General features: G+C 44.8%; 23 protein-coding genes. 8 read left to right on the plus strand and 15 right to left on the minus strand.

Going from position 1 to position 26,987, the window contains the following annotated elements:
* The first annotated feature begins 137 nt into the window (after positions 1-137).
* The 3 genes from KJB35_RS08205 to KJB35_RS08215 are packed head-to-tail and all read left to right on the plus strand — an operon-like array spanning position 138 to position 4,962.
* Positions 138-2,072, plus strand: a complete 1,935-nt coding sequence (locus KJB35_RS08205) for a PrkA family serine protein kinase (RefSeq protein ID WP_005378447.1) — start codon at positions 138-140, stop codon at positions 2,070-2,072.
* A 47-nt stretch (positions 2,073-2,119) separates the two neighbouring features.
* Positions 2,120-3,391 (plus strand): YeaH/YhbH family protein, encoded by a 1,272-nt coding sequence (locus KJB35_RS08210; RefSeq protein ID WP_005378448.1) that lies wholly within the window; start codon positions 2,120-2,122, stop codon positions 3,389-3,391.
* A gap of 11 nt (positions 3,392-3,402) precedes the next feature.
* Positions 3,403-4,962 carry a SpoVR family protein gene (locus tag KJB35_RS08215; protein WP_005378449.1) on the plus strand — a complete coding sequence of 520 codons (1,560 nt, stop codon included), beginning with the start codon at positions 3,403-3,405 and terminating at the stop codon, positions 4,960-4,962.
* Positions 4,963-5,041: 79 nt separating this feature from the next.
* Here the strand turns inward: KJB35_RS08215 and kdsB are convergent, their stop codons facing one another.
* Genes kdsB through KJB35_RS08240 form a run of 5 tightly spaced genes read right to left on the minus strand, consistent with a single transcriptional unit; the run spans position 5,042 to position 11,005 of the window.
* Entirely contained in the window at positions 5,042-5,797 is a 756-nt protein-coding gene (gene kdsB, locus KJB35_RS08220) for a 3-deoxy-manno-octulosonate cytidylyltransferase (RefSeq protein ID WP_054575460.1), read from the minus strand.
* Entirely contained in the window at positions 5,797-5,976 is a 180-nt protein-coding gene (locus KJB35_RS08225) for a Trm112 family protein (RefSeq protein WP_005378451.1), read from the minus strand. The genes kdsB and KJB35_RS08225 overlap by 1 nt, the downstream gene beginning before the upstream one ends.
* Positions 5,957-6,964: a tetraacyldisaccharide 4'-kinase gene (lpxK, locus tag KJB35_RS08230; RefSeq protein WP_065274294.1), complete on the minus strand. Its 1,008-nt coding sequence runs from the start codon at positions 6,962-6,964 to the stop codon at positions 5,957-5,959. The genes KJB35_RS08225 and lpxK overlap by 20 nt, the downstream gene beginning before the upstream one ends.
* Positions 6,965-6,969: 5 nt before the next feature.
* Positions 6,970-8,718, minus strand: a complete 1,749-nt coding sequence (gene msbA, locus KJB35_RS08235) for a lipid A ABC transporter ATP-binding protein/permease MsbA (protein WP_042522131.1) — start codon at positions 8,716-8,718, stop codon at positions 6,970-6,972.
* A gap of 31 nt (positions 8,719-8,749) precedes the next feature.
* On the minus strand, positions 8,750-11,005 hold the full coding sequence (locus KJB35_RS08240) for a DNA internalization-related competence protein ComEC/Rec2 (RefSeq protein WP_042522133.1): 2,256 nt from the start codon (positions 11,003-11,005) through the stop codon (positions 8,750-8,752).
* 8 nt (positions 11,006-11,013) lie between these two features.
* On the opposite strand from KJB35_RS08240, the gene KJB35_RS08245 reads away from it, so the two are divergent.
* Positions 11,014-11,523, plus strand: a complete 510-nt coding sequence (locus KJB35_RS08245; RefSeq protein ID WP_005387834.1) for a DUF2062 domain-containing protein — start codon at positions 11,014-11,016, stop codon at positions 11,521-11,523.
* 148 nt (positions 11,524-11,671) lie between these two features.
* Here the strand turns inward: KJB35_RS08245 and lolE are convergent, their stop codons facing one another.
* Genes lolE through lolC form a run of 3 tightly spaced genes read right to left on the minus strand, consistent with a single transcriptional unit; the run spans position 11,672 to position 14,827 of the window.
* Positions 11,672-12,916, minus strand: coding sequence for a lipoprotein-releasing ABC transporter permease subunit LolE (gene lolE, locus KJB35_RS08250; RefSeq protein ID WP_033905042.1), 1,245 nt, complete (start codon positions 12,914-12,916; stop codon positions 11,672-11,674).
* A 2-nt stretch (positions 12,917-12,918) separates the two neighbouring features.
* Positions 12,919-13,626: a lipoprotein-releasing ABC transporter ATP-binding protein LolD gene (gene lolD, locus KJB35_RS08255; RefSeq protein ID WP_005378457.1), complete on the minus strand. Its 708-nt coding sequence runs from the start codon at positions 13,624-13,626 to the stop codon at positions 12,919-12,921.
* Entirely contained in the window at positions 13,619-14,827 is a 1,209-nt protein-coding gene (lolC, locus tag KJB35_RS08260) for a lipoprotein-releasing ABC transporter permease subunit LolC (RefSeq protein ID WP_031778997.1), read from the minus strand. The genes lolD and lolC overlap by 8 nt, the downstream gene beginning before the upstream one ends.
* A gap of 249 nt (positions 14,828-15,076) precedes the next feature.
* Between lolC and KJB35_RS08265 the strand changes: the two genes are divergently transcribed.
* The 4 genes from KJB35_RS08265 (at position 15,077) to KJB35_RS08280 (ending at position 20,597) form a co-directional block, all read left to right on the plus strand.
* Complete coding sequence (locus tag KJB35_RS08265; protein WP_285356214.1) at positions 15,077-15,646, plus strand: PilZ domain-containing protein; 570 nt, start codon at positions 15,077-15,079, stop codon at positions 15,644-15,646.
* A 5-nt stretch (positions 15,647-15,651) separates the two neighbouring features.
* Positions 15,652-19,113, plus strand: coding sequence for a transcription-repair coupling factor (gene mfd / locus KJB35_RS08270; RefSeq protein WP_033905041.1), 3,462 nt, complete (start codon positions 15,652-15,654; stop codon positions 19,111-19,113).
* A 7-nt stretch (positions 19,114-19,120) separates the two neighbouring features.
* Positions 19,121-19,888, plus strand: a complete 768-nt coding sequence (locus KJB35_RS08275) for a peptidoglycan binding protein CsiV (RefSeq protein WP_080773703.1) — start codon at positions 19,121-19,123, stop codon at positions 19,886-19,888.
* Between the two features lie 160 nt (positions 19,889-20,048).
* The gene (locus KJB35_RS08280) at positions 20,049-20,597 is read left to right on the plus strand and encodes a GNAT family N-acetyltransferase (RefSeq protein WP_005387823.1); all 549 of its coding nucleotides are present in this window, start codon (positions 20,049-20,051) and stop codon (positions 20,595-20,597) included.
* 76 nt (positions 20,598-20,673) lie between these two features.
* Here KJB35_RS08280 and KJB35_RS08285 read toward each other — a convergent pair whose 3' ends face one another.
* The 7 genes from KJB35_RS08285 to hinT form a co-directional block, all read right to left on the minus strand.
* Positions 20,674-21,963: an NAD(P)/FAD-dependent oxidoreductase gene (locus KJB35_RS08285; protein WP_005378463.1), complete on the minus strand. Its 1,290-nt coding sequence runs from the start codon at positions 21,961-21,963 to the stop codon at positions 20,674-20,676.
* A gap of 533 nt (positions 21,964-22,496) precedes the next feature.
* Entirely contained in the window at positions 22,497-23,039 is a 543-nt protein-coding gene (gene ycfP, locus KJB35_RS08290) for an alpha/beta hydrolase YcfP (protein ID WP_170897184.1), read from the minus strand.
* 75 nt (positions 23,040-23,114) lie between these two features.
* Complete coding sequence (gene thiK, locus KJB35_RS08295) at positions 23,115-23,996, minus strand: thiamine kinase (protein WP_213908033.1); 882 nt, start codon at positions 23,994-23,996, stop codon at positions 23,115-23,117.
* 24 nt (positions 23,997-24,020) lie between these two features.
* The gene (lpoB, locus tag KJB35_RS08300; RefSeq protein ID WP_005378467.1) at positions 24,021-24,611 is read right to left on the minus strand and encodes a penicillin-binding protein activator LpoB; all 591 of its coding nucleotides are present in this window, start codon (positions 24,609-24,611) and stop codon (positions 24,021-24,023) included.
* 66 nt (positions 24,612-24,677) lie between these two features.
* Positions 24,678-25,070 (minus strand): YcfL family protein, encoded by a 393-nt coding sequence (locus tag KJB35_RS08305; protein WP_005378469.1) that lies wholly within the window; start codon positions 25,068-25,070, stop codon positions 24,678-24,680.
* A complete protein-coding gene (locus tag KJB35_RS08310; RefSeq protein ID WP_213908034.1) occupies positions 25,070-26,467 on the minus strand; it encodes a COG3014 family protein in 1,398 nt (465 codons plus the stop codon). The genes KJB35_RS08305 and KJB35_RS08310 overlap by 1 nt, the downstream gene beginning before the upstream one ends.
* A 69-nt stretch (positions 26,468-26,536) precedes the next feature.
* Positions 26,537-26,887: a purine nucleoside phosphoramidase gene (hinT, locus tag KJB35_RS08315; RefSeq protein WP_005378473.1), complete on the minus strand. Its 351-nt coding sequence runs from the start codon at positions 26,885-26,887 to the stop codon at positions 26,537-26,539.
* Positions 26,888-26,987 lie beyond the last annotated feature (100 nt).

Here is a 26,987-nt window from a genome sequence, read left to right on the forward strand (position 1 = left end):
TGGTGTCGCCAATCTTACATTCTGTACGAACCAAATGTGATAACAGGACGTATATTCAAACAACAACGAGCATAACTGTTGGTGGAAAGCCTGAATCAACGTTCGTCGGTAGACTGACTATTAAAGGGGAAAGCGACATGAGTATTTTCGACCACTATCAATCAAGATATGAAGCTGCAAAAGATGAAGAGATGTCGTTACAGGAGTTTTTAGCCCTGTGTAAAGATGACAAAAGCGCTTATGCTAATGCAGCAGAACGCCTACTGATGGCGATTGGTGAACCAGAGATAATCGATACGGCAAAGGATCCGAGACTAAGCCGAATCTTCTCGAATCGTGTTATCTCTCGTTATGAAACCTTTAAAGACTTTTATGGCATGGAAGATGCCATAGAACAAATTGTGTCTTACCTAAAACATGCGGCGCAAGGCCTAGAAGAGCGTAAGCAGATTCTTTACTTACTCGGCCCTGTAGGTGGCGGTAAGTCTTCGCTTGCAGAAAAGCTTAAGGCTCTGATGGAACAGATGCCTATTTATGTTCTTACTGCTAACGGCGAACGCAGCCCAGTGAATGACCATCCATTCTGCCTATTCAAAGCCACAGAAGATGGCGATATTTTGAAAAAAGAATATGGCATCGAGCACCGTTATCTTCGCTCGATCATGTCTCCTTGGGCCGCTAAACGTCTTCACGAGTTTGGTGGTGATATCACCAAATTTAAAGTAGTGAAAGTACGCCCTTCTATCCTTGACCAAATCGGTATTGCCAAAACTGAACCAGGCGATGAAAACAACCAAGATATCTCATCATTGGTTGGTAAAGTCGATATTCGTAAGCTTGAACACTATTCGCAAGACGATCCAGACGCTTACAGCTACTCCGGTGCGCTGTGTAAAGCAAACCAAGGTTTAATGGAATTCGTTGAGATGTTCAAAGCACCAATCAAAGTGCTTCACCCGCTGTTAACAGCAACGCAAGAAGGCAACTTCAACGGTACAGAAGGCCTTTCTGCGATTCCATTCGACGGTATGATTCTGGCTCACTCAAACGAATCTGAGTGGCAGACCTTCCGTAACAACAAGAACAATGAAGCGTTCTTGGACCGTGTTTATATTGTGAAAGTACCTTACTGTCTACGTGTTTCAGAAGAAGTCAAAATCTACCAAAAACTTCTCGAAAACAGTGAGTTGTCTCAAGCCCCTTGTTCACCAAGCACGCTCGAGACTCTGGCACAATTCAGTATTCTTTCTCGACTTAAAGAGCCTGAAAACTCGTCCATCTTCTCTAAGATGCGCGTATACGACGGTGAAACGCTGAAAGATACGGATCCAAAGGCAAAAAGCTATCAAGAGTATCGTGATTATGCTGGTGTCGATGAAGGCATGAACGGTCTCTCAACACGTTTTGCCTTTAAGATTTTGTCACGCGTATTTAACTTCGACCAAACCGAAGTGGCAGCCAACCCTGTACATCTATTCTATGTGATTGAACAACAGGTTGAGCGCGAACAGTTCCCTGCTGAAACAGCAGAGAAATATCTCGAGTTCTTGAAAGGCTACCTAGTACCTCGATACGTTGAATTTATCGGTAAAGAGATTCAGACCGCTTATCTTGAGTCTTACTCTGAATACGGCCAAAACATCTTCGACCGATATGTCACCTATGCAGACTTCTGGATTCAAGACCAAGAGTACCGAGATCCAGAAACTGGTCAGCTATTTGATCGCTCTTCACTGAATGCTGAGCTAGAGAAGATCGAAAAAACAGCTGGTATTTCTAACCCGAAAGATTTCCGAAACGAAATCGTTAACTTTGTGCTTCGTGCGAAAGCGAATAACAATGGTCAAAACCCGGTTTGGACCAGCTACGAAAAACTGCGCACAGTAATCGAGAAGAAAATGTTCTCCAATACCGAAGAGCTACTTCCGGTTATCTCATTTAATGCGAAAACCTCTTCTGAAGATCAGAAGAAGCATGACGACTTTGTCGCTCGCATGATGGAAAAAGGCTATACCGAGAAACAGGTTCGCCTACTTTCTGAGTGGTACCTACGAGTACGTAAGTCATCCTAACCCAGTATTGAGTTAGGTCGCTTGTGAAACATGAAGAGGGCTATTTCATGGCGCAATTTATAGACCGAAGGCTCAATGGCAAGAACAAGAGCGCTGTTAATCGACAGCGCTTCTTGAAGCGCCACAAAGAGCAAATAAAAGAGTCGGTAGCAGACGCAGTGAATCGACGCTCGATTACGAATACGGAAACGGGCGAAGACGTCTCTATCCCTCACAAAGACATCAATGAGCCTATATTTCATCAAGGCAAAGGTGGTGTTCGAGAACGAGTTCATCCCGGTAACGACCAATTCATTACTGGTGATAAAATTGAGCGTCCCAAAGGTGGCGGTCAAGGTAGCGGCTCTGGAGAAGGGAACGCCAGTCCAGATGGAGAAGGCCAAGACGAATTTGTATTCCAAATATCAAAAGATGAGTACCTCGATATTTTGTTCGAAGATCTCGAGCTGCCTAATCTAGAAAAAAACCAAATTGCCAAAATCACAGAATGGAAAACGCACCGTGCAGGCTTTCAAACTGCCGGTATCCCTTCCAATATCGCCGTAGTACGCTCTCTGCAACAATCTCTTGCGCGCCGTACTGCAATGACTGCTGGTAAGAAACGACTTCTTAAAGAGTTAGAAGACGAACTTGCTCGCATCAAAAATATTGAACCTGCTCAGCAGTTTGAAGAGAACCGCTTGAAGGCTGAAATTGAAGAACTGCGCAAGAAAATCGAAAGCGTGCCGTTCATCGATACCTTCGACTTACGCTTCAAGAACTATGAGAAACGCCCGGTACCATCGAGCCAAGCGGTAATGTTCTGTCTAATGGACGTATCCGGTTCGATGGACCAGGCAACGAAAGACATCGCAAAACGCTTCTATGTTCTTTTGTACTTGTTCTTAACTCGTACCTACGAGAATGTCGAAGTCGTCTTTATCCGCCACCATACCCAAGCGAAGGAAGTGGACGAGCACGAATTTTTCTACTCACAAGAAACCGGGGGTACCATTGTATCTAGCGCGCTCAAGTTAATGGATGAAATAGTAAAAGAGCGATACCCGATTGGTCAGTGGAACATATATGCAGCTCAAGCATCCGACGGTGACAACTGGGCAGATGATTCGCCAAGATGCCGGGATCTGTTAGTGAACAAATTACTTCCAAACTGTCAGTATTACTCTTACATAGAGATCACGCGGCGATCGCACCAAACTCTATGGCATGAGTACGAAAAACTCACTGAAGAGTTTCCTAATTTCGCAATGAAAAACATTCGCTCTGTGGAGGATATTTTCCCAGTCTTTCGTGAACTATTCCAAAAAGAAACGGCGTAAGGAGGCTAGCGATGAATACCGCAACGAGAAACCTCTCAGGAGAGGCGCCTAAAAAGCGTAACAGTAAAGTGTTGCCAGATGGACCAGATTGGACATTTGAGCTGTTAGAGCGATACCACAAAGAAATTAAGCGTGTCGCGGAGCATTATCGCCTAGACACTTACCCTAACCAAATAGAAGTGATTACTTCAGAACAGATGATGGATGCCTACTCAAGTATCGGCATGCCAATCAATTACAACCACTGGTCATTTGGTAAAAAATTCATTCAAACAGAGCAGAACTATAAACATGGTCAAATGGGGTTAGCCTACGAGATTGTGATTAACTCCGACCCTTGTATTGCTTATTTGATGGAAGAAAATACGGTAACAATGCAAGCACTCGTTATAGCGCACGCGTGTTACGGCCATAACTCTTTTTTCAAAGGTAATTACCTATTCCAAACGTGGACTGACGCCAGCTCTATTATCGACTATCTGCTGTTCGCCAAAAAGTATTTAGCCGAGTGTGAAGAACGATATGGCGTAAAAGAAGTGGAAAAACTGCTCGACTCTTGTCACGCGTTAATGAACTTTGGTGTAGACCGCTACAAGCGTCCAGAGAAAATCTCAATTACAGAGGAAAAAGCAAGACAAGAAGAACGCGAAGCATACCTACAATCTCAAGTTAATGAGCTTTGGCGCACGGTACCGACAGCCAAGACGAAAGAGGAAGACATTAAAGAGCGATTCCCAAGCGAGCCTCAGGAAAACTTGCTCTACTTCTTCGAAAAACATGCGCCGTTGCTAGAGCCGTGGCAACGTGAAGTTGTTCGGATCGTCCGTAAGATCAGTCAGTATTTTTATCCGCAAAAACAAACGCAAGTTATGAATGAGGGCTGGGCAACGTTCTGGCACTACACCATACTCAACCATCTTTATGATGAGGGCTTGGTGTCTGAAAAATTCATTCTAGAGTTCTTACATAGCCACACCAGTGTCGTGGCTCAGCCGCCTTATAACAGTCCTTACTTTAATGGCATTAACCCCTACGCGTTAGGCTTTGCCATGTTCCGAGATATTAAGCGTATCTGTGAAGAACCAACTGATGAGGACAAAGAGTGGTTTCCAGACCTAGCAGGAACCGACTGGTTAGATGCAGTGCATTTCGCGATGCATAATTTCAAAGATGAAAGCTTTATTAGCCAATACCTTTCTCCGAAATTAATGCGTGATTTCAAGCTGTTTGCGATCAACGATGATGATCATAAGAACTTTATTGAAGTCGCTGCGATACACGATGAGATGGGTTATAAACGCATTAGAGAAACCTTAGCTGCTCAGTATAACTTATCTAATCTTGAGCCAAACATTCAGGTGTTTAATGTCGATGTCCGTGGTGATAGATCGCTTACGTTGCAGTACGTTCCTCACAACCGCATCCCACTTGATGATAGTTACGAAGAAGTTCTAAAGCACGTGTACCGATTATGGGGCTTTGATGTCATTCTCCAAGAAGTGAAAGACACCGGTCACCGAGAAGTGTTAGCAACCTGCCCTAAACGGAACCAATACGACACTAATATTTAACTAATACCGCGATACAAGTAAAACAAAAAGGCTCCTAATTCAGGAGCCTTGTTTATTCTTAAATCTATATGAGCATTTGTTACGCTTGCTTTGCAACAATCGCGCGCACGGCTTCTAGGTCTTCGGGCGTATCAACCCCTGCCGCTGGTGCCTCTTTCGCTACCGCCACATGAATTTTTTCACCGTACCAAAGCACTCGCAGTTGCTCAAGACACTCAATCTGCTCTAATGCACTTGGTGCCCAGTTGACATACGTATTAATGAAACCAGCTCGATAAGCATAAATACCAATATGACGCATTAATGGGTTGGCAATAGTTTTGTCTTGTTTAGCAAAGCTATCGCGATCCCAAGGGATGGTTGCTCGACTAAAGTACAACGCATAGCCTTGCTCATCTGCGACAACTTTAACAGCGTTCGGGTTGAACACTTCCTCTTCCGAGTCTATTTCTACAGCTAACGTCGCCATCGGGGCTTCACACCCAGATAAGTTATCAGCAACCTGACGAATGATGGACGGCGGAATCAAAGGCTCATCCCCTTGCACATTAACAATAATGTGGTCTGACGGAATAGCCATCTTTTCAACAACTTCGGCAAGACGCTCCGTACCTGATTCGTGGTGGGGAGAGGTCATACAAACTTTACCACCAAATGACGAAACCGCTTTCGCAACACGCTCGTCATCAGTTGCAACGATGACATCTTCCGCACCCGCTTGTAGCGCTTGTTCATAAACCCACTGAACCATAGGCTTACCACCAATATCCGCTAGCGGTTTACCAGGCAAACGGCTCGATGCGTAGCGCGAAGGGATGACAACCGTAAAAGACATTAGCGTCCCTCATCCATGCTCATAGTGCGAGCTTCAGGCTCTAGCAGAACTGGAATACCCTCTTTGATCGGGTAAGCAAGGCGATCCAATTTGCAGATCAACTCTTGATTATCTTTATCGTACGTCAGCTTACCTTTGCAAACAGGGCAAGCTACAATCTCAAGTAGACGGTGATCCATAAGCCGCTTTAACCTCTTTTATTCTATTTAAAATTTGCTCTGCATCGTTTGATTCAAACTGGGCAGATACAGGCAGATACCACCAATTATCTTGCGCATAATGGCTGCACTTGACGGCATCTTTCTCGGTCATAATCACATTGGTCCCTTGTTGAGCCAATGCTTCTAATTCTTGTTGATCAAAGTCTTGATGGTCAGCAAAACCTTTTGTGACTTTAACATCTGCGTCCATCGAGTTTAGTGTATGAAAAAAACGCGGAGGATGCCCAATGCCCGCAAATGCGACGAGATCTTTCAACTCCGAGACATCCACATGTTGCTTAGTCTTAAGATTAATAGCTTTAGAGGGTGCTAAAGCCATTGCGATTTCGCCCGTATGCGCTTGACCGCCATTGGTGATGATAAAGTCGACTTCTTTAAGTCGCTCAATACCTTCACGTAAAGGACCTAATGGAATCAGGCTTTCATTCCCAAACCGGCGATTCCCATCCACAATCACTAACTCAATATCACGGCCTAACGCATAATGTTGTAATCCATCATCCGTAATTATGATATCCACATCCAAATCTAGCAGTGCTTTCACTGCATTTGAACGCACAGGATCTACCGCAACAGGTGCTCCTGTACGGCGATGAATCAACTTAGGTTCATCGCCACAATGCTTCGCTGGCGTATCTTCTTTTAGCACTAACGGATAGGCAGGAGCCTTTGCCCCATAACCACGAGAAACAACCCCCGGCTTAAAGCCCATTTGCTGTAGTTGCTCAACAAGCCACACAACAACTGGTGTTTTACCATTGCCACCAGCAGTGATATTGCCAACCACAACAACAGGTATAGGCGCATTATAAGCTTGCTTGCGGCCAGTTTGGTATTGCTTTCGCTTTGACTTGCTTATCGCTCCAAATAATAAACTCAGTGGCCACAAAAGCGGCCACAAGAGGTATTTTATTGGATGGTTTTCAAACCAGATTTTTTCAATCACCGCGCTTATTCACCAAACTGAATACGGTGCAATTGTGCATACGCACCATTTTTCTCAATAAGCTCAGCGTGGTTGCCACGTTCAATGATGGCACCATCATCAACCACAAGAATTTCATCGGCTTTCTCGATTGTGGATAAGCGGTGCGCTATTACAAGTACCGTTTTGTCTTTTTGCAGCTCATCAAGTGCAGCTTGAATAGCTCGCTCGGATTCGGTATCCAAAGCCGAAGTTGCCTCATCAAGAATCAGCACTGGAGCATCACGCAATAGAGCTCGCGCAATCGCAACACGTTGGCGTTGACCACCAGACAAGCTAGCACCATTTTCACCAATCATGGTATCAAGTCCATCATCCATTTTGCCGATGAACTCCATCGCATGCGCGAGTGTTGCCGCTTTCTCGATATCACTGCGCTCGTATTGGCCATCCGTTGCGTACGCAATATTGTTTGCTATCGTGTCATTAAACAAATGAACATTTTGCGATACTAGTGCAAATTGCTGACGTAAATTCTTTAGCTCGTAATCACGAATATCATGCCCATCTAATGTGATAGATCCACTGTCAACATCATAGAAGCGGTTGAACAAGTTCGCGATGGTACTTTTACCTGAGCCAGAACGGCCAACTAGCGCCACCGTTTTTCCTCTTGGAATATCGAAGCTGACATTTTCCAATGCTGGTTTTTCTGCACCAGTGTAAGTAAAGCTTACGTTTTTAACTGAAACATCGCCATTTGCGCGTTCAACTGTCAACTTACCTTCGTTTTTCTCAGGCTCGAGGTCAATTAACGCGAAGAGCGTTTGGCTCGCGGCCATACCACGTTGGAACTGAGAAGTAACGTTAGTCAGCGCTTTAAGTGGGCGCATCAGACCAAACATTGCAGAGAACACAACAGTAAATGTACCTGGAGTCAGTTGCTCTTTAATCGAATCAATACTTGCTAAATAAAGAACGGCAACAATTGCAAGTGATGCAATCATTTGGATGATAGGGTTAGCCGCCGCTTGAGCCGTCACCAACTTCATGCTTTGTTGACGCATTTGGTTGCTGACTTTTTCAAATCGTTTACGTTCGATGTCTTGGCCGCCATAGCTCAACACAACTTTATGGCCTTTCAGCATCTGCTCTGCTGATGCAGTTACGTTACCCATCATGGTCTGCATATTTTTGGATATTTTTCTAAAACGTTTAGAAACAACACCAATACCCCATGCTACAACGGGAGCAACAGCAAACAGCACTAGCGACAATTGCCAGCTGTTGTAAAACATCAAAACTAACAGACCAATGATACTTGCGCCTTCACGCACAATGCTCACCAACGCTTGGCTAGTTGCCGCTGATACTTGCTCTGAGTCGTAGGTTATACGCGACAATAAGTTGCCCGTCTTTTCCTTATCAAAGTAAGACACTGGCATATGCATAAAGTGATTGAACACCATGCGACGGACTTGCATAACTACGTTGCCAGATACCCAGCTCAAACAGTAGGTGGAGACAAATCCACTTATGCCACGGATGAACATCATGGCAAAAATAATCAATGGAAGCGTGCGTAAAAAATCAGATTCAGCGTTCCCAAAACCTTCATCGAGTAGTGGTTTTAGCAGGGAAATCATATAGGTATCTGATATAGCATTAATAACTAATGCAATGACTGCAACGACAAGACCTGACTTATAAAGGCGAATAAATTGCCATAGACGCTTAAACGTCTGCCAAGTCGTTTCATCAGTATTTATCGACATAGAAGTGCTTTATTTTCTTACATTAAGACTCTCATTCTACTCCCTTACGCAGCATCTGCCTATACCAAGGCTCAAATGTATCGCTACGTTTGGTTTCTGAGCGCCAATTATCACGGTGAATAAAGAAGCTTACCTGACCACCCTCACCAGTATCAAGCCAAGTAACGCCAAGCTTTCGGTATGAAGCAACGACATTTTCCGCTGGCATTCCCCATCGATTGTTTTTTGCTAAAGAAGCAACCGCCACACTCGGGCTCACCGCCTCGATAAATCGAGGATTCGATGAACTTTTACTCCCGTGGTGAGGGACTAGCATCACATCGCTTTGTAACTTTCCGGGTTCTCTAAGCAAAATCCACTCGCTAATGGCCTCAATATCACCAGTAAAAAGCATACTAAAGTTAGAAATAGGGTCAGTAAGTCGTAATACACAGGAGTGCGGATTATACGCACGTTGAACAAGTGCAGGAGGCCAGAGCACTTCCATGTTTAATCCTTGCCATTTCCATTGGTCGCCTCTAGTGCAAGGCTCATATTCGATAAAGAATTGACTACTAAGTTTACGCTGTGGAGAAAAGGCATCTTCAATGAAAAAGCGGCCGCCTGCGTGATCATTATCGGAATGGCTTAGAATCAGTGTATCTATGCTTTCATAACCTCGTTGATGCAAAACCGGAGTGACGACCTGCTCTGCGATACTGCCGCTTTGCCATGCTTTACCAGTGTCATACAGCAACACCTTGTCGTCTTTTTCTACAACCACTGCAAGGCCATGACCTACATCTAATACATCGATACGCCAATGCGGTTCATACTCCGCTGCAAACTTGATACTAATAACGATGCCGAGTAACAAATACCACGCGTACTGAGACATGAACCGTTGAAATATTAAGCAAACCACTATCACCATAACCAGCATTGTCATTTCCATGCTAATGGGTTGCCAAGAACCTACTGCGTACTGTATTGACGTGCTCAATGGCTGTAATGACCAGTCCACCAAATGCCACAGAGGCTTCGCTATCATTTCAAGAAACAAAGATGAGAACAGGGCTAGAAACATCAAAGGTACAACGATAAATCCGAACCAAGGAATAAATACCAAGTTGTAGGCTATTGAGGACAAACTAAAACCGGAGAAGAAATGGCCACTAACAGGTACGATTAAAGCGCTCAACATCAATTGAGTAAGCAATAACGCTTTTAATCGCGCTTTCCAACCTCCCCTTTGATGTCGAATCAAATTAATTGCGAACAATACCGCACAAACGGAGAGGTACGATAACCAAAAGCTCATACTGTAGGATGCAAAAGGTTGGACAAGCAGTTGTAGAGATACTGCAAGCAAAAGAACTCGCCAAGAAGTCCAGTGCACCAGAGTATACTTCAGGAGAACGTAAACAACGCATACCGACACTGCTCGCGTAGTAGGCAGAGAGAAATCCGCTAACCAAGCGTAGGCAACAGCGAAGATCAGCCCATATAAGCTAGGTAACAACTGGTATTGGGGTAATAGATAACGAACGGTACCGCCCACGACTAGCCCAAAAGTAAACGCCATACCAATATGTAAACCAGAAATGGAGACCAAATGCAGTAAACCACTGTCCCTGAGCGCTTGCCAATCTTCCTTAGACAACCAAGAACGGTCAGCAAAAACTAACGCACTTATTAACGAGAAATGATGAAGGGAAGACACATCATCAGCGACATCGGCAATAATGGATTGACGCAGAGATACATTAGAACGAACAATCCACTTAGCATCTTTGTTAACAACCGCTCGGGCGATAATATTTTTACCCATCGCGTGCTTTTCAGCATCAAAGCCAGCTTCGTTGCGTAGACCTGTAATCGGCTTTAACGAGATGGATGTCGTAAACTCACTGTTAACATCGAGTGGAAAAGGCGTAATAAGACGGATTTTAGGTTTAAGAAAAGGTAACAGAGTTTGAGAATTTACCGCTTCTATAGCGACAATACCTTCATAACCGTGACTTATTTGCGTAAAAGGGCTGTCAACTTTACCAATTATGGTAATATTCTCCCCTGCTTGAAAAAGGGCTTGTCTCTGAGACTCCAATACATTGCCGTGGACGATGACAACCATAAAGCCCGCAATTGCGCCTATGCTAATTAAGCCACGACGTAATTTGATTATTGAGCCAGTGGTTATTATTCCCAGCAGCAACCAACGCCAATCTGGTATTGTCGGCCACCAAGCTGACGAGATTACGCTCGCTACAAATAACGCCAAGGTCCAACTTTTTTCTGAGAGAGTCATGCTGTCCTATGCCTAGAAAGCTGATAAAACGCTTCATGCCAGATCATGAATTGATCAAACGCCAAAAAGCATTGAAGGTCTTCGGCAATGTGTTGTACAACCCAAACTTGTGGTGCTTAAACCGCCGCTCGGCATCAGGGGCTTTTGCTGTCGGGTTATTTATGGCTTTTGTTCCGCTGCCGAGCCAAATGATCATGGCCGCTGGTTTGGCCATTATGTTGGGTGTCAATCTGCCCCTCTCCGTCGCTTTGGTATGGATCAGCAATCCTATCACTATGCCTGTGCTATTTTACTTTGCGTACAAGCTAGGTGCTCTAGTGATGCGTCTTCCCCCGCAACCTTTTCACTTTGAACTATCGTGGGAATTCATCATGCAGCAAATGAGCACCATTGGACCTCCATTTCTATTGGGCTGCGCAATTTGTGGGGTTGTATCCGCGATTATTGGCTACTTCGGAATTCGAGGGCTTTGGCGCTACTCGGTGGTACGGAGCTGGCAAAAACGCAAAATAAGATAAGACCTTACTGCGTAAAAATCAGCATTTGAGCTATCAGTTGAGGGGCATCTAACAGTTAGAATGAAACGCGATGTTACTCAAGTCGGATAAATACAAAAAAGGACCGAATTCGGTCCTTTTTGTTTTTCGCATATTGTAAAATAATCAGCTATTTAGAACTCAGTACAGCCGCCGGATTCAACCTTGCGGCACGAGAAGCAGGATACCACGTCGCAAGTAAACTAAGCACTATCGCCGTCACTGACACCAATGCGACATCTGGCCAGTGTAGTTGTGATGGTAAGAAGTCAACAAAGTAAATATCACCCGATAAAAACTGATGACCGATTAAGCTCTCTAGCCCTTTAATTAACGGAGTCAGGTTTAACGCTACTAAGACACCGATAACACTGCCGACGAGACTACCAAATACACCAGAGAATACACCTTGCCAAACAAAGATCCGTTTGATTAGGCTATCTTTTGCTCCCATTGTTCGCAAAATTGCAATTTCCGCCGCTCGGTCTTTCACTGCCATCATCAACGTAGACACAATATTAAAACATGCCACGCCAATCACCAGTACCATCACCAAGTACATAATGGTGCGCACGAGCTGAATATCGCGATACAAAAAACCAAACTTTTGCTGCCAGCTTTTCAAATACACGTAAACATCAACCATGCTACCAACCTCGCGAACAATAGAAGGCGCATTGAGAACATCGTCCGTTTTTAGTGAGATGCCAGTGACCCCTTCCCCTAACCTCGCGTATTGCTGAGCATCCGCTAATGGTACTAACGCTAGAGAGTGGTCGATTTGGCCATTCAACGTTAAGAACCCTGACACTTTCACGCGCACACGCTTAGGAGCCTGCACTTTATTTGCGCCGCCTGTTTGCGGAATCATCAACGTAACGTAATCCCCCACGGCGACATTTAGCTCGTTTGCTACACCTCGGCCTAAGATCACTTGCTGCTGACCAGCATAAAAGTTTTGCCAAGCAGCTTGGTCAATAAAATTCGACAAGCTCGACACCGCTTGCTCGAAAGTAGGCTCTACACCACGAACTTCTATCGCTTTTAGCTTACTGCCTTTTTCTGCCAAACCCGTAAAACGAACATACGGTGCTGCCGCAACAACATGTTCATGTTTTAGAGCTTGATTCATCGTTTTGGTGTAGTCCTGAAGTGGTCCATTAACACCTTCTAACTCGCCGTGTGGGATCACAGACAACACACGCGATTGCAGCTCGCGCTCAAAGCCATTCATTGCAGACAAACCGATAATGATCACAGCAACGCCAACCGCAATACCAATAGTCGAAGAAAGCGATATGAAAGACACCATCTTGTTGCGCTTTTTCGCTCGACTGAAGCGACCACCAATCATCAAAGCTAAAGAGGTAAACAAAACTAGCCCTCCGCAGATGCTGTATCAGTCACAAAACGATCTACGAGCAAACCATCTTGCATGTGCATTTGACGATCCATTTTTGCTGCCAGCTCTTTGTCATGCGTGACAACCAAAAATGCAATGTTTGACTCTTTATTGAGCTCGCGCATCAAATCATAGATAGACAGTGCCGTATTGTGATCTAAGTTCCCCGTAGGTTCATCAGCCAAGACCAGATCAGGTTTATTCACCAATGCACGCGCAATCGCAACACGCTGACGCTCACCGCCCGATAACTCGGAGGGTCTATGTTGCATCCGATGACTCAAACCAACTTTATCTAACAGCGCTTTAGCCGCCTGTTTTGCATCCGCTACTTTAGCACCGCCAATCATCAGTGGCATCGCCACATTTTCAAGCGCAGTAAAGTCAGCCAACAAGTGATGAAACTGGTATACAAAACCAAGGTGCTTGTTGCGTAATGCCGCCTGTTTGTTCGAGCTCAAAGCTGATAGGTTTTGCCCTAGAAAATCAACTTCACCATGAGTTGCGTCATCTAACGCACCTAAAATATGCAATAAGGTACTTTTTCCCGAACCAGAAGAGCCAACAATAGAAACCAACTCCCCTTTGTCGATATCGAAACTTACGCCTTTCAACACTTCCGTATCTAACGAACCCTCTCGGTAGACTTTACGAATATCACGACATTCTAATAGCTTATTCATAGCGAAGTGCCTCAGCAGGTTTAACAGAAGATGCTCGATAAGAAGGATAAAGCGTAGCAGCAAGGCTAAGAGCAATCGCCAATACCACCACTAAAAGAATTTGCAGTGAATCAATCAAGATGGGTAGATGACCACCAAAGCTGAATAGCGCCACACCAGCAGATTCAAGAATCGCATTTAGATTAAGTGACAAGATCACGCCCGCAGCGCCACCAACAATCGCGCCAATTACACCACTGCTTGCACCTTGCACCATGAAAATGGTCATCACTTGAGATTGAGTCATGCCTTGAGTTTTCAATATTGCAACTTCTGATTGCTTCTCCATTACCACCATGATTAAAGCGGAGATAATATTGAATGCAGCGACACCCACAATTAGACCTAGCATAAGTCCCATCATGTTCTTTTCCATTTTCACCGCTTGGAAAAGCTCACCACGCTGTTCGCGCCAATCACTCCATTCCCATCCATCAGGCATGGGTTGGTCAGCAAAATCCGTTACCATAAATGGGTCAGAGAAAAAGACACGCCAACCAGAAACCGTGTCTTTAGGGAAACGCATCAGCTTAGATGCATCCGTCATGTTCACAATCATTAATTGACCATCAACGTCCGATCCCGTATTGAAAATGCCTGAGACAGTAAAGTTTCGCTGGCTAGGAATACGGCCAAGTGGGGTAAACTGCGTTGCGTTGGTCACCATCAAGCGCACTTTATCCCCGATTGAGACCTTTAGTGAACGCGCCAAACTGTGACCCAAAAATACATTGTAGTCACCTGCTTGAAGTGACGATAATCGTCCGGCAATCAAATGGTTGCTAATCGGATCGCCTTTCTTAGGTTCAATACCGATGAGGTAACCAGCCGTCAGCTGTGCAGAACTCTGAATAACAGCCTCTCCTCTAACGATAGGCTCCGGCTGAGATTCACTCGACATCGCTTGAACAAATGGAGGGGCAGACTCGGTCATAGGCGTTTTTCCATCGTGTTGCGAAACCACGGCATGAGGTAGCACACCTAAAATGCGTTCTTTTAACTGCGATTCAAACCCGTTCATCACAGAAAGAACCGTCACCAACGCCATTACACCGATCGTAATACCCGCCGTCGACATATAAGAAACAAATCGGCTGAACCTATCTCCAGAGCGTCCCCGAAGATACCTTAAGCCAATAAACAATGAGATAGGATGATACATATAAGACAAACCAACTGGTTGTTTTGATATAAAGCTTTAGCGGATTATCTTACCTTACTCTTCTCATTAAGAAGACAAGAGAATCGCTAAATTTGTCAACGACATGCAATAAGTCTGTATTTAGGGCAAAAAGTTCAAGGACAAATCGGCTAAACTTGATAACTTCATTCAGTTAGCGATAATCAGTGCCCTATTTCTCTTTGTTTGTTGAGTGAGCAAGGAGCGCTCACTGGCAAAAGGATCGACTATATGACAGAGCAAGAATACTTTACCGTCCATCATAACCTCACCATCAACGTCGAAACGTTGAGTGCGGACTTTGCTTTGCCAGATGAAGAAACATTTGCCGCCGAAATTCCAGCACCATTTATTGTCGCCAGTGAATTTAGTCACTTAGATATGTTGGCAGACAACGCGCGTCTAGAGCTGAAAAACAAAGAGTTAAAGCATGTGATCAACTTGCTTGATACGCAAAACGCGAAACTTAACCTCTTGTTGAGCTTTATGCTTTCACAACAAGATGACGCCTCCATTCGATATCAAACGACGCAGTTTGGTGCTAGTCAACTCAGTTTCCGCTCAGATACAGCGTTAACTACTCAACAACTCGTTCGTGTTAAACTGTTCCTCGATCACCCTGCTGCGGCGATTTACTGTTACGCTCAAGTAGAAGAATGTGATGCTTCAGAGCAAGATTTCATTATCACGCTTAGATACAAGATGCTCCGAGAATCTGATCAAGATTTACTGATAAAGGCGGCACTGTATCAACAACAAAAACTTTTACGTCAGCGCTCGATGGAGCGAGATAAAAAATAATTCCTATGACAAAAGCAACGATTCTTTCCGTCACAAACCCTTCAGAGCGTGGCGACAAAAAACAGCTAGGTAATTTGCCGGGCGCAGCTCTACCTCTAGCCATTGCAGAGCTGGCCAAGCAGCATTCGAGTCACTCGCTACTCGTTGTGCCTGACCCGCAAATCGCTTTAAAGCTTCAGGCAGAGATTGAGCAATTCACCGACCAAACGGTAAGCCTGTTCCCCGACTGGGAAACGCTGCCTTACGATAACTTTTCTCCGCATCAAGAAATCATCTCTGAACGTATCGCACGCCTATACCAACTGCCAAGTCAACGTGATGGCATAACCATCGTCCCGGTCAGTACAGTATTGCAACGCCAATCGCCACGTGATTTTCTGTTGCAACACACTTTAATGGTGAAAACTGGTGATCGGCTCTCGCTAGAGAAGTTACGTGTACAACTTGAAAATTCAGGCTACCGCCATGTAGATCAAGTATTTGGACCAGGTGAATATGCAAGTCGTGGGTCTATTCTGGATCTCTTTCCTATGGGCAGCAATGACCCGTACCGCATCGACTTCTTTGATGATGAAATAGATACCATTCGCACGTTTGATCCAGAGAACCAACGCTCTATCGACGATATTCAGCAAATCCAATTGCTGCCTGCACATGAGTTCCCAACCACTAAAGAAGCGATTGAAGATTTCCGTACACGTTGGCGCACCCAGTTCGACGCACGCCGCGAGCCTGAATCAATCTACATGCAAGTGACCAAAGGCACGTGGCCCGCTGGTATTGAGTATTGGCAGCCGCTGTTTTTTGACCATACCGAGACTTTATTTGAATATTTGCCAGAAGACTCTCAAGTCATCACATATGGTGATATCGAATCTGCGGTCGATACTTTCTTAACCGATGTCGAATATCGATACGACCAGAAAAAAGTTGATCCGTTGCGTCCTCTTTTGACTCCTGAACAGCTTTGGTTGAAAAAAGACGAACTTTTCAGTCAACTAAAACAGCTCCCTATCGCTCAATTGAGCCTAGATAAAGTGGTTAAGCGTGCCGGTCGTCAAAACCTACCCGTACAATCGTTAGCCGAGCTTGGCGTTCAGCAACAAAATAAAGAGCCGCTCTCGCGCCTTCGTCAGTTTAGTGAGCAATTCAGCGGAAAAATCGTTTTCTCGGTAGAGTCAGAAGGTCGTCGTGAAGCACTAACGGAGCTGTTGCAAGGCATCAAAGTTCGGCCAGTCGTACATGGCTCACTTTACCAAGCTCTAGACTCGGGTGATCGATTCAGCTTGATCTTAGGCGCAGCAGAGCATGGTTTCATTCACGAAGAGCTGAACTTCGCTCTGATCTGCGAAAGTGATCTACTCGGTGACCGTGTTATCCAGCGACGCCGCAAAGATAAAAAAGCTGTCAACAGTGACACCGTTATTCGCCATCTTGCGGAACTAAAACCCGGTCAACCTGTGGTTCATATTGATCACGGTATTGGCCGCTACATCGGTTTACAAACACTTGAAGCCGGTGGTATGAAAACGGAATACGTCACTCTTGAGTATCAAAACGATGCCAAGCTCTACGTGCCAGTTTCATCACTGAATCTTATCAGCCGTTATTCTGGCGGCGCTGAAGAGAGTGCGCCACTGCATAAATTAGGTGGTGAAGCGTGGGCAAAAGCACGTCGTAAAGCGGCAGAAAAAGTGCGTGATGTCGCGGCAGAATTGCTGGATGTGTATGCTAAACGAGAATTAAAACCTGGCTTCAAATTTGAGCTAGATCGTGGGCAATACGCAACATTTAAAGCAACATTCCCGTTTGAAGAAACAGATGACCAAGCGATGGCCATCAATGCCGTCTTGTCAGACATGTGCCAGGCAAAAGCGATGGATCGCTTAGTGTGTGGTGACGTGGGCTTTGGTAAAACGGAAGTCGCTATGCGCGCAGCATTTGTCGCAACGGATAACAGTAAACAGGTCGCCGTACTCGTACCAACAACCTTGCTTGCTCAGCAGCATTTCGAAAACTTCCGTGACCGTTTTGCCAACTTACCAATCCGAGTTGAAGTACTGTCTCGTTTTAAATCTGCCAAAGAACAAAAAGTCATTCTGCAAGACGTTGCCGATGGTAAAGTCGATATTGTCGTTGGTACGCATAAGCTGCTTTCGAGCGACATTAAATTCAAAGATTTAGGTTTGTTGATCGTTGATGAGGAACACCGCTTTGGGGTTCGTCAAAAAGAAAAAGTCAAAGCAATGCGTGCGGATGTGGACATTCTTACCCTCACCGCAACACCAATTCCACGCACACTGAATATGGCAATGAGTGGCATGCGAGACCTGTCGATCATCGCGACACCTCCTGCACGCCGTTTAGCCATTAAAACCTTTGTTCGACAAAAAGAAGAGCCAGTGGTCCGTGAAGCGGTACTGCGTGAAATTATGCGTGGTGGTCAGGTTTACTTCCTGCACAATCAGGTTGAAACCATTGAAAAAACGGCAGAAGACTTACAGAAACTCATCCCAGAGGCACGCATTACCGTGGCTCATGGTCAAATGCGTGAGCGCGAACTTGAGCGAATCATGAATGACTTCTACCATCAGCGCTTTAATGTGTTGGTGTGTACAACCATCATCGAAACCGGTATCGACGTACCAACGGCAAATACCATAATCATGGATCGTGCGGACAATCTTGGCTTGGCGCAGTTGCATCAATTGCGTGGCCGTGTTGGACGTTCACACCATCAGGCCTATGCTTACTTATTAACACCACATCCAAAAGCCATGACCAAAGATGCCATCAAGCGTCTTGATGCGATTGCTTCACTGGAAGACTTAGGTGCTGGCTTTACGTTAGCAACCCACGATTTAGAAATCCGTGGTGCTGGTGAGCTGCTTGGTGATGAGCAAAGTGGGCAAATTCAATCCGTTGGTTTTACACTTTATATGGAAATGCTGGAACAAGCAGTGCAAGCATTAAAAGAAGGCAAGGAGCCATCTTTGGATGAGCTGCTTCGTGAGCAAACTGAAGTGGAAATGCGAATCCCAGCGCTCTTACCAGATGATTACATTCCGGATGTAAACACACGACTGTCGATGTACAAACGCATTGCGAGTGTCACAAGCAGTGATGAACTATCAGAGCTAAAAGTGGAACTGATTGATCGCTTTGGTCTGCTTCCAGACGCAACAAAGAACTTACTTGCCGTCTCAGAATTGAAAATTTCGGCTGGTAGTTTAAAAGCGAAAAAGATAGAAGCCCATGATAAAGGTGGATTTATCGAGTTTTACCCTGATGCTGACATAAATCCAGCGTATTTAGTTAAACTGCTGCAATCACAGCCGCAAAAATTTGCAATGGAAGGTCCAACTAAGTTCAAGTTTAGCGTACCATTGGTGGACCGACGTAAACGCATTCAGTTTGTTCAAGACTTACTGAATGATTTTAAACAGAATTTATTACCAACGAGCTAATAGTCGAATGAGAATACTGATCCCGTTATTGCTTCTATGTGTCTCAATGCCCTCTTGGGCACAGCGCCAATTTGATATTGAAGTGATCATTTTCAAGCGAGCAGTCGACGCTGAAAGCACAACAGAATCTTGGCCGAATCAACTGCCAAAAATCGATATGGAAAATGTCGGTAGCCTAGAGAGTGAATCCTACCGCCGCTCTAAAGGCGTGACACTTTTGCCAAGTTCTTCTTTCCGTCTCAACGCGCAAGAAGCGGCACTAAATAATCATGCCGGCTTTAAAGTGCTTAAACACGTAGCCTGGCGTCAAGGTGACCGAGGTAAATCTAGCGCCCCAATTTTCCGCATCGTTGGCGGGCGAGATTTCTCTGATTCTTATCAAGCAGATGGCCGCCCACTCAATGGCAATCAAACATTTTCCAGCGACGGTTACAGTGAAGAGACGGTCAATGGTCCTTTATATGAACTAGATGGTCGATTCCAAATATACGTACAGCATTACCTCTTCGCCGAAACAACACTAGATCTGCGCGAACCAAGTGTTAGAGAGGTGCGTTTTGAACCAACCTCAACTGAGCAATTGGCGGATGACTTAGGTGAAGTAGATGGTAACGTCCAAGTCGGTAACTTGGCAGAAATATCGCCGACAGTAACCGAAGAGAAATTCCTGAAGAGTTATCGAATGGATCAAAAACGTCGTATGCGTAGCAGCGAGACTCATTACCTAGATAACCCGTTGATGGGTATGATCATTCAAGTTCGTCGGGTTCGATAAGCACGAGCGGTTCGACAAAGCGCAGCAAAGCTGCGCTTTGTTTTTATCTGCTATACCTCAGTTATTCCTAACCAACGCAGAGCAAGGAAAATAGCTGCGTTCAAGTATAAATAGACAGCTTTCAATTTACTTACACTCAACATGGAAGTCGTATTAGTTCATGAGTCCAGACTTTGAAATCATTGCGCCCCGCTTAGCGCTCAAGCTCATCCCTGCTGAAGAAGCACATTCACTACAACGATTACTTGCAGAATCCCCTTCGCTGCACCAATGGCTTGACTGGTGTGATAAAAACGTCACATTGAAAACCGCGCAAGACTTTCTGTTGGCAACCCGTCTTAACTGGGTCAAAACTGAGGCTTTTGGTTTCGGTATCTATGAGCGGCAAAGTAACACTTTGGTTGGAATGGCAGCGGTTAATGAGTTATATCATACGTTTAATATGGCGAGTATTGGTTACTGGGTTGCCGACCGCTATCAACGGCAAGGCTATGCCCAAGAAGCCGTTAAAGCCTTAGCAGAATTCTGCTTCGCAAAGCTAAGTTTAACTCGACTAGAGATTGTTTGTGACCCCGACAACGAAGCTAGCCAAGCCTTAATTGAGTCCGTCGGTGCACAAAAAGAAGCCATCGCCAGAAACCGGTTTATTTTTCAGGGTAAGCCTAAAGATGGCGTTGTGTTCTCACTTTTACCGACAGATCTAACATAAACAAAAAGCCACCGACTTGCGGTGGCTTCTGCATTTTTTAAGATACAACACATCCACACAGAGTGGATTTAAAACCTTAGTGCAGCTTAAGGTTTGGACGCAGCACGCGATTAATGCGGCCGACGAGCATCATCAGACCGGTTTTGAATACACCGTGCAACGCCATTAGGTGCATGCGATACAACGAGATGTAAACGACACGAGCAATACGGCCTTCTACCATCATCGACCCTTTAGTTAGGTTCCCCATCAGACTACCAACGGTTGAGAAGCGACTTAGAGACACTAATGAACCGTGATCTTTATATACGTAGTCTTTCAACTCGCGCCCGTTGATCTTCGCGACGATGTTACTAAATGCCTGGCTTGCCATTTGGTGTGCAGCTTGAGCGCGTGGCGGCACGAACGAACCGTCAGACTGGGTACATTGTGCTAAGTCACCAATAACAAAGATGTCATCATCTCGTGTTGTCTGTAGTGTGTTTTTCACTACAAGCTGATTGATACGGTTCGTTTCTAAGCCAGCGATATCTTTAATAAAGTCTGGAGCTTTGATACCTGCAGCCCAAACCATGATTTGAGCTGGGATCTTCTCACCATCTTTTGTAGTAAGGCCATCTTTTTCAGCTTTAGTCACCATAGTGGCGGTGCGCACGTTTACGCCCAACTTCACCAACTCTTGATGAGCAGCAGAAGAAATACGTGGAGGTAACGCTGGTAAAATACGCTCACCTGCTTCAATCAGATTGACGTTCAACTTGCTAGAGTCAAGATCACCGAAGCCATAAGTGCGCAGCTCTTTAACAGCATTATGTAACTCCGCTGATAGTTCAACGCCAGTTGCACCAGCACCAACAATCGCAATATCGACCGTACCGTTACCGTTTTTCGCGTGCAGCTTTAGGAACTCGTTGTTCATTTCTGTACGGAAACGGTGTGCTTGCTCAGGGCTGTCTAGGAAAATACAGTTTTCACGAACGCCAGGCGTGTTGAAGTCGTTTGATGTCGAGCCAATCGCCATCACTAGAATGTCGTATTCTAGCTCACGGCTTGGCATAAGAAGTTCACCGTGTTCGTCTTTAAGCTCACTTAAGATGATCACTTTACGTTCACGGTCGATGTCTTGAAGACTACCCATTTGGAAGTCGAAGCTGTGGTTTTTTGCATGAGCTCGATAGCTCAGTGCATCTACTCCTTCGTCCAAAGAACCTGTAGCAACCTCATGCAATAATGGCTTCCACAAGTGGCTCGCTTTTCGATCGACTAGCGTAATTTGCGCACGGTTTTTGCGACCTAGAGTTCGACCAAGCTTAGTTGCCAACTCAAGACCACCTGCACCGCCGCCTACAACGATAATGCGTGTCACAATGATTTTCCTCTACAAAAATGAATATATGGGGTTCAGCTCGATGCATGACTCACAAACATTTGTGGCATCCATCCAACCGATGAATTCTTGGTTCTTAGAGGTGTCTCAATTACTTGGATTAAAAAACTGCCACTCACCTTGATTCTTTATCTATCAATGACTTGTCAGGGTTTGGCATGTTTATCTGGTACGCATACGACGCCAGAATTTTTTGGGCAAGTTTATTACTCGCTCTCAATTTTTTTTGATATTTATCAAATTATTTTAGTCCGGTTCATTATATAGAGACCAACTTTGAAGGCAACCAAAATCCGTGTAACGAGTACGGATTGACTACTTTTCGACTACTCTACAACAAGGTGTTCGTGCTACATAGGAGGGAAGTAAGAAAACGGTAAGGAGAACACAATATTCAAAGCGTTAAACCAAGAAAATGTGCCTTTCAAAGAGACAGTGGCTCGGCATACTCAAGAGAAGGAATCGCAGCAAAGCAGCCGATAAAAACGCCGCTTTACTGTCTACACTCAACATTAATAAGTATTTTTAAATGCCTTTATCGCTTGTAAATGATGAGAGATTTTTTTGAACTTATGAGACTGAGTTTCATCCCAAATGATTTGATAGTGTTTTCCTAACTCAGCTGCCGTTTTCGAATTGTCATGCACTTCATCATCTTTAGAGAGAATCACTAAGCAGTGCGCTTGATTTTTCGCTCGAAACTGATCAACACATTTTGTTGCGATATCTTCGTACTCTTCTGGGCGATCGATTCGACCAGCCATCGTTTTTTCTGGGTGCAAGTTCGGGTTGAACATCACTTGCTTGATACCGCATAGAAAACCAATTCGCTCAGACCAGTAACCACCTAAACCAACCCCACAGATTAACGGGTTTGGGTCATCAGATTGATCGATAACTTTAGACACTTCTTTTAACAAGTGTTGCATGTCGTGCTTTGGGTGAAGGGTGCTGTAATTGATAAAACGAACGTCGTCGTCGATAAATTGCAGTTGAAGAACTTTTTCGTGGTTACCCGGGCTTGTACTGTCAAAGCCGTGTAAGTAAATAATCATGTGTACCTCTCCCTGTGTGTATCTGGTACTTTTATTAAAACTACCACTATTTCCTTACTGTTAAAGGGGAAAATATCACGAGTTCTCAAAACAGTGATCTTCCATACACAATGAGCCTTTCAACTCATACGCACTGTTTAAGTATTGTTCATCTCCCCACAATTTATAGGCAAGTAGATACCAGAGCATCGCCATCACCAAGGTTCTTGGTTGCCAAGCGTGTACACCTCTCAACCAAAGAGACACATCTTCGATACCTCGAAGTTGGCAATACTGCTTTACCGCTTCTTCCACAGGCGCATTCGCGACCTGAATAGTTAAGGTCAAATCAAGCCTAGGGTCAGCAATCCCGGCATACTCCCAATCAATGACTTTCACCCCACTCTCCCCTCGCACTAGGTTGTAACACCCCAAATCGAAGTGACATAGGGCAAGCGGAACAGGTGCAACGTTCGGTTCCGTGCGCCACTTCATGTACAAAGCCTCAAACTCCGTACCCACATACTGACCATCAAGCTCAAGCCAATAATGATCGATGCGAGAAATATATGAAAATGGAACTAAAGGAATTGCGCTTATCGGATATTGATGAATCTTCGCCGCAATGGATAATAAATAGCTTAGTGCTAAGCCTGACTCCGTCAGTGCCTCTCCTTCTATCCATTCCACCAGCAACCCTTGCTCATGAATAAAAACTGGCTTGGGGCCAATTTCCAATGAAGAGACTGCATTCAGCACTTGATATTCACTGTGACGAGAAATTGAAAAAGCCTTGCAGACATGACTGGTCGGTCGCCAGATGTATGCAAGGCCTTGAGAAGATTCCAACCGCCAACAGCGGTTGGTTAGCCCCCCGGTAACAGTTTGTACTTTTACCGGAGGCTCCGTAAAGAAGCCATCGAGAGCGTTAAGACTCGGATCTAACTGTTTTGCTTGTTGCCAAGAAAACCATGCCATTGATGACTTCTCCACCCTGTTCGATTAAAGACCGAATAGGCTCTTAGATTGCGCTTTACGAATTTCAGTTTCATCCGCCCACTCAATCAAACCTGTTTCTAGGTCCATTAGGCGCATGGTCATCTTGTAGTATACATCTTTATCGCTACCTGCATTTTTCACAATGCTAGATAGGTTGCCGTAAAGCATGTATTGAGCACCAACCATTTTACCAAATTGGATCGCTGTGCTTTGGTTAACAAGCTCATCCGTATTTTGGAAGTTAAGTTGTTCACGCACAGACTCAACACGATCCATATCAACAAAACGGAACTTACCTGAGTTCAACATCTTAGTAGAGATCGTGTCAGTAATGGATTCAGTGTCAATATGTTCACTGGTTTTGTTCTTAATTCGCTCAACAAAAACGATAGGACGTTGGTCACGAGTAATTGCTGCTACAGAGCCCGACATCATCATGCTATCCACCATTTCAGCCGCGATTTTTTGTAAATCTGTTGAGCCAAAATCGATAGTCGTGGTTTCTGTTGCTTGCGCATCGCCGTAAGAGACTTTGTTAGAACAGCCACCTAAAATGACGGCAAGACCTAAAAGAGCAATAATACTTTTTTTCATGAGAGTTCCTTAGTTTTTCAATACCAGCGCATCGTTAGCGCGGCAGCTTCGGCAGAGCCGTTAAGATTAATCGTCTTGTGCTTCTCTAATTTGCACACGGAATTTTGTGCCATTTGGATTCACAGTAACTTCAGATAACGTGACTTGCTCAAATCCTCGCACAATCATTTTTCGCCACGGACCAGGTTTGGTATTCACTTCTAAACCATTGTTGTCATACCAATAAAATCGGTAAAGAATGTGCTGATCACCTTTGTAATTGCTACTCAGCTGCACGACTCCTCGTGGGCGATCATCAACGTAAGTGGTGGTGATGTTGTCAACTAATAAGCGACTACCTAAAACGTTATCATTAAAAAATACTTTTTGCGTTTGGCCATCAATTCGAATACCAGCCGTGTTTTCGGCGCATCCAACTAAACCAATAGCCATTGCTAAACAAACAAGCCATGCTTTCATTACAGTCTCCCTAGCTGTTTATGCCACACGGTTGAGTGTGCTCCCTGACGAGATACCCATACCAATGTAGTCTGCTGTGCAGGCACTTCAAACTGATAGGTTTGATCACCCAAGTTTAAACTTTGTGTTCCCGGTTTCACGATTTTTGAAGCCGTTTTCACTTGCGCTGGCAATGTTTGCCAACTTCTCGTATCTGGCTGTTCGGTCAATGTGTTCCATACATTGAAAAGTATGTTGCCCACATCATCGCCTTTTTTCGCCGCCTCTTTTCGGATTCGATCTTTTGCCCAAACACGAAGAGCTTGACGGATCACTATTGTAGTAAGACGTTCATTAAGATCGTTTTGCGCCATCGCATTAACATCAGTCAGCGTACTGGAAGATAATACCTGACCATTTAAAACAACATCGCTAAAACGTTGAGCACCTCGGTTCTGATAATAAGGAAGCGCCAACGAATAAATCGCGCCATTATCGCGACTGTCGTAAATCGGTAAATCAATACGCCACCCTTTCATCGCCTCAACAACACCCTGCTCATCAATAACGATGACTCGCCCTTGTGACTGAGTTAATCCAGAAGGTGCTTTGCCATACCGCTTCTCTAGCATGCGCAAGTCTTCACGCATGCCTAACTTCTTAGCAGCGTATAAGGTGCTTTCTACAACTTGCTTGTTGTCTGGCATTACAGCGAGTGCTCGTCGGTAATCAACATAAGCACTGTTTAAGTCTCGCGACGCTTCATATAACAGGCCAGAAAGATAGAACAGATAACCATTTTGTACCGCGCTTAGTTTTTTACCAGCATCAGGGTAGTTCGCTAACACACTGCCTAAATTGGCAGACATGCCTTGCTTGTTAAGGTCTTTCTCTGCTGCTTTTAGCTCTTTTTCACGCGCCTTTCTTGCCGCTTCCTGAACTTGATTAGCTCGACGCACTTCAACTAGTGCTCCTTCTAAATCGTTTTTCTGTAAGTAATTTAGTCCTAGATACAGGTGCAAAAAACCAAGTTCGTAATCGGCGGGATGATAGTCTTGGAGATTGTCGTTCACTGCGAGAGAGCCGACGCTCGTTGCCGTGTCTGACACAGATATCGTCGCTCGATCTTGTTGAACACGTACGGCACGATCGCTGCTTTCTAGCGCATTCAAACTTGTCGGGTAATCTTCAGCAAGAAAAGAGATACGACCTTTTTCAAAATTGCCAAGTATCTCGCCACCCACTTCACTTGATTGAAGTTGTTTTGCTTTGGCATATTCCCCTGCAACAACGGCTTGATAAACTTCTTGATTCTGGTTGCTGTAATGGCTAAACAGATTGCCCGCAGATAAATTCGCGCAGCCAGAGGCCATTAAAGCCCAGCTCATCAGCCCTAACAGCTTTACACCTAGTTTCACATTTATCTCCACAAATGTGTCATTCGACAGGAAAAAGAAGTGGGTGAATCGCCACCCACTTATAAAAGCTTAGCTCAATACCATTGGACCTAGAGGGCGGCCGCCTAGTAGGTGCATGTGAATATGGTAAACCTCTTGGCCACCATGTGGATTACAATTAACGATCAGGCGATAGCCGTCTTCAGCAATACCTTCTTCTTTCGCTAACTTTCTAGCAACAGTGAACAAACGCCCCATCATTGCTTCATCTTCAGCTTCTACATCATTCGTTGTTGGGATCAGTTTATTCGGAATAATGAGAATATGGCTTGGTGTGCGAGGGTTAATGTCGCGAAACGCAGTCACCAAATCATCTTGATAAAGGATATCGGCAGGGATTTCCTTGCGAATAATTTTACTAAAGATCGTTTCTTCCGCCATGAGGACTCCATTTTATAAACGTAATTAGACCCCAATTAGTATGCGCCAACCAAAAGCGGAGCTCAATAAAAACAGTGTTCACTTAACATTATTAATCAAA

The sequence above is a fragment of the Vibrio sp. D431a genome (assembly GCF_030248655.1).
In the GTDB taxonomy this organism is placed as follows: Bacteria; Pseudomonadota; Gammaproteobacteria; order Enterobacterales; family Vibrionaceae; genus Vibrio; species Vibrio alginolyticus.

What these genes read in the sequence shown, in the direction of transcription:
- KJB35_RS08205 (WP_005378447.1), top strand. Translation starts at nt 138, where the DNA reads ATGAGTATTTTCGACCACTATCAATCAAGATATGAAGCTGCAAAAGAT.
- KJB35_RS08210 (WP_005378448.1), top strand. Translation starts at nt 2,120, where the DNA reads ATGGCGCAATTTATAGACCGAAGGCTCAATGGCAAGAACAAGAGCGCT.
- KJB35_RS08215 (WP_005378449.1), top strand. Translation starts at nt 3,403, where the DNA reads ATGAATACCGCAACGAGAAACCTCTCAGGAGAGGCGCCTAAAAAGCGT.
- kdsB (WP_054575460.1), bottom strand. Translation starts at nt 5,797, where the DNA reads ATGTCTTTTACGGTTGTCATCCCTTCGCGCTACGCATCGAGCCGTTTG.
- KJB35_RS08225 (WP_005378451.1), bottom strand. Translation starts at nt 5,976, where the DNA reads ATGGATCACCGTCTACTTGAGATTGTAGCTTGCCCTGTTTGCAAAGGT.
- msbA (WP_042522131.1), bottom strand. Translation starts at nt 8,718, where the DNA reads ATGTCGATAAATACTGATGAAACGACTTGGCAGACGTTTAAGCGTCTA.
- KJB35_RS08240 (WP_042522133.1), bottom strand. Translation starts at nt 11,005, where the DNA reads ATGACTCTCTCAGAAAAAAGTTGGACCTTGGCGTTATTTGTAGCGAGC.
- KJB35_RS08245 (WP_005387834.1), top strand. Translation starts at nt 11,014, where the DNA reads ATGCCTAGAAAGCTGATAAAACGCTTCATGCCAGATCATGAATTGATC.
- lolD (WP_005378457.1), bottom strand. Translation starts at nt 13,626, where the DNA reads ATGAATAAGCTATTAGAATGTCGTGATATTCGTAAAGTCTACCGAGAG.
- lolC (WP_031778997.1), bottom strand. Translation starts at nt 14,827, where the DNA reads ATGTATCATCCTATCTCATTGTTTATTGGCTTAAGGTATCTTCGGGGA.
- KJB35_RS08265 (WP_285356214.1), top strand. Translation starts at nt 15,077, where the DNA reads ATGACAGAGCAAGAATACTTTACCGTCCATCATAACCTCACCATCAAC.
- mfd (WP_033905041.1), top strand. Translation starts at nt 15,652, where the DNA reads ATGACAAAAGCAACGATTCTTTCCGTCACAAACCCTTCAGAGCGTGGC.
- KJB35_RS08275 (WP_080773703.1), top strand. Translation starts at nt 19,121, where the DNA reads ATGAGAATACTGATCCCGTTATTGCTTCTATGTGTCTCAATGCCCTCT.
- KJB35_RS08280 (WP_005387823.1), top strand. Translation starts at nt 20,049, where the DNA reads ATGAGTCCAGACTTTGAAATCATTGCGCCCCGCTTAGCGCTCAAGCTC.
- ycfP (WP_170897184.1), bottom strand. Translation starts at nt 23,039, where the DNA reads ATGATTATTTACTTACACGGCTTTGACAGTACAAGCCCGGGTAACCAC.
- thiK (WP_213908033.1), bottom strand. Translation starts at nt 23,996, where the DNA reads ATGGCATGGTTTTCTTGGCAACAAGCAAAACAGTTAGATCCGAGTCTT.
- lpoB (WP_005378467.1), bottom strand. Translation starts at nt 24,611, where the DNA reads ATGAAAAAAAGTATTATTGCTCTTTTAGGTCTTGCCGTCATTTTAGGT.
- KJB35_RS08305 (WP_005378469.1), bottom strand. Translation starts at nt 25,070, where the DNA reads ATGAAAGCATGGCTTGTTTGTTTAGCAATGGCTATTGGTTTAGTTGGA.
- hinT (WP_005378473.1), bottom strand. Translation starts at nt 26,887, where the DNA reads ATGGCGGAAGAAACGATCTTTAGTAAAATTATTCGCAAGGAAATCCCT.